At 45.5% G+C, this 5,430-nt stretch carries 5 protein-coding genes; 1 reads left to right on the forward strand and 4 read right to left on the reverse strand.

The window, feature by feature from the left end; all coding sequences use genetic code 11:
* Positions 1–52: 52 nt before the first annotated feature.
* On the reverse strand, positions 53–475 hold the full coding sequence (locus EII41_RS13155; protein WP_124790951.1) for a hypothetical protein: 423 nt from the start codon (positions 473–475) through the stop codon (positions 53–55).
* A 174-nt stretch (positions 476–649) separates the two neighbouring features.
* Between EII41_RS13155 and EII41_RS13160 the strand changes: the two genes are divergently transcribed.
* Positions 650–1,408 carry a response regulator transcription factor gene (locus EII41_RS13160; protein WP_124790952.1) on the forward strand — a complete coding sequence of 253 codons (759 nt, stop codon included), beginning with the start codon at positions 650–652 and terminating at the stop codon, positions 1,406–1,408.
* A gap of 14 nt (positions 1,409–1,422) precedes the next feature.
* Here the strand turns inward: EII41_RS13160 and EII41_RS13165 are convergent, their stop codons facing one another.
* The 3 genes from EII41_RS13165 to EII41_RS13175 form a co-directional block, all read right to left on the reverse strand.
* Positions 1,423–2,181: a HesA/MoeB/ThiF family protein gene (locus EII41_RS13165; protein ID WP_124790953.1), complete on the reverse strand. Its 759-nt coding sequence runs from the start codon at positions 2,179–2,181 to the stop codon at positions 1,423–1,425.
* 528 nt (positions 2,182–2,709) lie between these two features.
* Positions 2,710–3,477 carry a TonB-dependent receptor gene (locus tag EII41_RS13170; RefSeq protein ID WP_124790954.1) on the reverse strand — a complete coding sequence of 256 codons (768 nt, stop codon included), beginning with the start codon at positions 3,475–3,477 and terminating at the stop codon, positions 2,710–2,712.
* Between the two features lie 39 nt (positions 3,478–3,516).
* The gene (locus EII41_RS13175; RefSeq protein ID WP_124790955.1) at positions 3,517–5,322 is read right to left on the reverse strand and encodes a carboxypeptidase-like regulatory domain-containing protein; all 1,806 of its coding nucleotides are present in this window, start codon (positions 5,320–5,322) and stop codon (positions 3,517–3,519) included.
* Between the last annotated feature and the right edge of the window lie 108 nt (positions 5,323–5,430).

Below are 5,430 nucleotides of genomic sequence, written 5' to 3' on the forward strand. Positions count from 1 at the left end.
ATGCTTCCACATCTTGGACAATCCATAGTTTTTTTCAGCAAAGATAATAGTACTATATGAATTTAACAATACCAAGAATTTTAAAAAGGGTTAGTCTGCAAGAGCTAATACCTGTACTTACAGCTAATCGTCCAATATGCCAGACCGCAGATGTTTGTTCAGCCAATAAGCGAGTAAGCGTAGGTATGTTGAACAACGTTTGTAATGGGAGTTGTTGTTGTCTATCCCAGTTCATCACACGAATAGAGCCGATAATCTTCCCGTTAGCTTCGGTCGCGATAAAAATTTGGGAACGCTTAAAATAAGACATTTCTTCATGATAAATACGCTCTACATCTCTCCGGAAATCGCTCCCGGGACTTTTCGTGTGATGCCGGTAATTTTCACGCACCACAAATTCAGCTAATTCGTGTAAACGGTCTGCAGATAACTGCCCGATAGAATAACAATCGTAAGTTTCAATTAGTCGGTTCATAGTAGCAGTACTTTATTCATTATTTACTCTTTAACGAATGCAAAAGTAAAATGCATTTGCCGGACGAGCATTACACTTTTGTGTAATAAATTTGCAGGAACATCGTTTTTTGCATTATCTTTGTCTTAAATAGCTGAAAATAGTCTCTTTTATATTAACTTTATTCATACCATCATGATTCAAAAAGAAAATTTCTTTATTGCGGAAAACAAAGTGTTTCATATCCCCGATGAAGAATATGCACAAATTCCCTTGTATATCGAGTCTCTGGATGCTTTCGCCCGCACCACGTTCAGAAGTATCTATGTGATCGATTATTTTAAACGCAATTTTTTGTATGTATCGGACAATCCGTTGTTCCTCTGCGGTATGTCGGCCGAAGAAGTTCGGAAGTTGGGGTATGAATTTTATCTTCGTCATGTACCCGAGAACGATCTTCGGTTGTTGCTCGAAGTAAATCGTGCCGGCTTCCTGTTTACGGAGAGAATCCCGCCCGAGTATCGGCAGGAATATATGCTCAGCTATGATTTTCACATCTCTCCGCCACAGGCTAAGCCGTTGCTGATCAACCATAAAATAACCCCTCTGCGATTAGCGCCGGATGGACGTATCTGGTTGACACTCTGTACCGCCTCGCTTTCTTCGCGGGCTACATCCGGACATATCGAGGTGAGCCGCAAAGGATATAACATGCGATGGAAGTACGATCTTGACAATGGCCGATGGGAAGAGCAGCCGGCTATCCGGCTGAGTGAGAGTGAACGGCAGACCCTGTTGCTGTCGGCGCAAGGCTATACGATCGAGCAAATCGCTGACCGGGTATCCCGAACACCCGATTCGGTCAAGTCGTATCGGCGCAAGCTGTTCGAAAAGCTGGAAGTCGATAATATCACGGAAGCCATCTCATTTGCGATGAACGAGAAGTTGATATGAGAAGATTGCTCAATTTAGCGTTCGTCATCAATGATTGATGACAAATAGAATTTTGGGTATCGTTTCACATGCTTTCCTGTAGCGAGGCAGAACAAAAGGCTCGTACAAAGTCCACCTGCAATCCATGATGCTACCGATAATTGAGGCGGGACGCTGGATTGTTTTTCTGTTTCATATTGTGCAAGAACTCGTTCAATCCAATGTTTAGGCTGCCCCAAAAGTCGAAAATGAGCTGCAATATGCTGTACCAGACGTACCTCAAAATTGCTCGGATCGTTCGAAAAATCACTTAATTGTACCCCATCAGGTTCGACCACGATCACCAATCCTCCCCACCCGATATTGTAAGGATGCAGTACCGGCATGTGGTATTCACGGCAACAGGCATCAAATAAAAACGGTATGTCTGAAGAGAAGTCGAGTGCATTCACCGCCACATCATGCCCCCTGATTAGAGTATTAATATTGTTCTTGTTAATAAAGGAATTGACCACAGTGATATCAGCCTTTGGGTTGATTTCCAACAATCGTTCTTTCAGTGCATCGACCTTTGCCCGTCCGATATCACATTGCCGATAGTTCTGCCGGTTCAGATTAGATTCTTCCACAATATCACCGTCTACAATGGTAAGGGTTTCAAATCCCAAACGTAAAGCACATTCGGCAATGATACTCCCAATACCAGCCCCTCCCAATAGCACACGGTACTTCCGAATATGTGACTGTTCTTCCGGACACACATAGATATGGTTTCTACTATATATTTCTTTCATTGTTTATTGATTGATTGCTCCTTGCAAAGGTCGGAAATATGCAACATGTTTGCAATACACAAAAGTGTAATTTGAAGGTTCAATCGAATAAGCGCGTTAGAAGCTGACAATTATCAATTTGCTCTTCTCCATATTGCATCAAACAGAATGCTTTCTGTGATGTGTTGAAGGTGTTTACCCACCCCGAACGATACATACAAGTGCCAAACACCGATGTCCGAATAAAGATTGCCGGATTTATTTATCGAACGAGAGGTAAGGTTTGAGACGCTGCCGGTCTGCGTCGGAAAATTCTTCCGCAAGCGTCAGATCGTGCCATCCTGTAAGGCCGTTAAGCTGTCTGCGTAAACGTACGATCAGCTTTGCCTGACGATAGTCGATATAAGGATCGACGACATAAATATATTCAGAATGAATGATCTGATCTTATAACGAGCTCATCACTCATCATGGTCAGGCACGCCGGCCCACAGTCCATCGCATCGGGTTGTTTGACAAAGGGATTATTCTTTTTAATTTTCATCTCTTTCAGAAACGAAAAAACACGCTGAGTAGGACATTACGTGGACGAATGACGTACGACTTGCTGATGGCTGAAAGCTCGTTGTAGACGGTGTATGCGTATGTTTCGCGGTCGAAGATGTTTTTTACGAGCAGATTCAGCTCCCAGCCTTTGGGCAAACTGCAAGTCAACGTGGCATCGGCCAGAAAGAGATGTTTCGACACGTCTTTGGTGATCTCGTTGTAGTAATGCTCTCCGACGAGTTGCAGACGCCATCTTTTTCCGGGCGTAACATGGCATGAAAACGATTGCCGCAGGTTACTGTACGACGACTTTACCGCCGTGTTTTCCATCCGTAACCGGTAATGCGAGAAAGAAAGTTCGTAGGCTATATTGAACCACGTTGTGAAACGGCTGGTGATCTTAGGGGCAATCTGCCAATCTTTCGTCGTGTAAGGCAGTTCTTTCCCTTGTTGCGAACGGGCACCGTTAAATACGACGAATGACGTACGAACGGATACGATACCGTTTATCGGCGCGATGCCTTTGCTGATGCTTCCGTCGAGCATCCATGTATCGGAGCGGTAATCCTTGCGCACGAACGTATTCAGCAGGTATGAACCATGAAAATAACGATTGGGAAGATAAGGATTGTAGCTCCACGAACGCATGACATCCGCGCTTGCGAAGAAGGCTTTCAGAGGCTGACGATAGTTGATGCCGAAATTCACGGTCCGGCTGTTTCCGCTCGTATAGTCGATCCATCCTCTCGTCAGATGGCGATAATTGTTCATGATCAGACCTTCGTAGAAAAACTGCTCCGGAAGCGCGCTTTACGCATATCGCCCGGAAAGAGAAGCCGACAGTCTCGACGTGAAGTGATAGCGCATGTATAGACGAGGCGAAAGAAAAAACTTCTCCCGATTATGCTTTCTATCAGTCAGGTTGTCCGTATAACGATACGGAATGAACGAAGCGGGCATATCGAATTTCGCTTCAAAACCGTTTTGCCGGAACTCGACTTCGGGCGAAGCATAAAGGTTCATATAACGCATGGAGACATCGTTCTTCATTTGCCCGAGGGTATCGGAAACACCCGTAAGTTCACCCGTCAATGAACGGATCACTCCTACTACGCCTAATTTCATGGAGATAGTCAGAGGCCTGACATAAAAAGACAAGGCGGTATTCGTGTTCGTGTAAAAAGCCGATGCTTCAAGATGCTGATGTTGAATTCCGTCTGTTCTCACAACACTGAGATGCTGTGGTTTCGTTTGATACAAGTTATACGAATTCACGGTGTAAGCCCGTTTGCCACGACGTTTAATGAGTTCCAGATCGTTCGAGAATTGGCGGTACGGGATCGTGGCCGTCTGTCTGTTGGGAAATGTCCCTGCGACAACCATATCCGTATCGTCCCAACGCAAGTCGGTAAGGAATTTGTTCCTGAAATAATATCCGGAGGTATTGGCCGTAAGCGTCAGCTGTCCGGAGAGTCGATGCTGCTTCTCCGTCGCGTGTTCGATTGCTTCGGTCACGATCGTGGAGTCTTCGAGAAAATGCGAGGTGCGAGTTTCATTGTCCGAAGTCAATCGATTGTTGAGATACGTGATCTGAGCCGTCAGATCGTAATGTTTCCCGAGCGACCACAGGTTGTTGGTATTGAACTGATGCGTCTTATTGAAACGGCTTCGATCGCTGTCGATTTCGCGGAGATAATCGGGTCTGACCGAAAGATAATCACGCAACCGATAACTCTTTCCGAACGGTGTAAAGAGATCGTCGATAGCGAACAGACTCGTCTCGCTAACGAGATCGACGCCCGTATTATTCGATTTGAGGGTATTGAGCGTTTGCGATTTCTTTTTGAAGCGCATCAACGCCACCTCGGCATGCCAGAGAAGCGGACGGAACCCTGCTCCCGCCTTGGCCGTTCCGACCCATCGGGCTTTGGCATCTTCTTTCAGACGAATATTGATAGCCGGATTCTGTGAGAATGAAAGGTCTTCAAGCGCCTTAATCGGCTGATGATTCTCCATGACCTCCACGCTGCCCACATCTTTCTGATGGATGTTGTTCGTAGCGATGCCGTAGCGTCCGCCGAGCATATCTTTGCCTTCGATGTAAAACTTATTAATCGATACCCCGTTGTATTTAATCGCACCGCTTTTTTCGACTTCGATCCCGGGCATTTTTTTTAACACATCGGCCAGACTTCTGTCCTGAACGTCGGCAAAGTTGGAGACGATATACGTTACCGTATCGCCACGCTGGTGAATGCTTGGCGCTTTGACAAGGACTTCTTTTAACGGGGTCGCTTTCTCGGTCATCGCCGCATCATAGATATTGCGTCCGGCTTCGAGCGGAAGAATTAACGATGCGTATCCCATCATCGAGAAGTGCAATACATGACTCGCCGGAAGCGCTTTGATCGAAAGTTCAAACATCCCTTCCGCCGAGGTCTGTGTAAACTTCACTACCTTATTTTCGCCTGCCGGACGGATGGTTACCAATACTCCGGCAAGTGGCTGGCCGGAAGTCTTGTCGGTAACCTTCCCCGATAACACCGTCGGGGACTGGGCTGTCAGCCCAGCACTCATCAGAAACAACACGGTTGACAAAAAAATGATTCGTTTCATGTTTTTTTATCCGGAATCAGTCAGTTAGATGCTATGGTATTGTTAAATATATATAGCTATTTCATTGTTTAGTTTTAGAAAAAGTAATTTTAGGGATTTTTCTATCAT

Source organism: Tannerella forsythia (assembly GCF_003860135.1).
In the GTDB taxonomy this organism is placed as follows: Bacteria; Bacteroidota; Bacteroidia; order Bacteroidales; family Tannerellaceae; genus Tannerella; species Tannerella forsythia_A.

Coding starts and splice junctions, on each gene's coding strand:
- EII41_RS13160 (WP_124790952.1), top strand. CDS start 650: ATGATTCAAAAAGAAAATTTCTTTATTGCGGAAAACAAAGTGTTTCAT.
- EII41_RS13165 (WP_124790953.1), bottom strand. CDS start 2,181: ATGAAAGAAATATATAGTAGAAACCATATCTATGTGTGTCCGGAAGAA.
- EII41_RS13155 (WP_124790951.1), bottom strand. CDS start 475: ATGAACCGACTAATTGAAACTTACGATTGTTATTCTATCGGGCAGTTA.
- EII41_RS13175 (WP_124790955.1), bottom strand. CDS start 5,322: ATGAAACGAATCATTTTTTTGTCAACCGTGTTGTTTCTGATGAGTGCT.
- EII41_RS13170 (WP_124790954.1), bottom strand. CDS start 3,477: ATGAACAATTATCGCCATCTGACGAGAGGATGGATCGACTATACGAGC.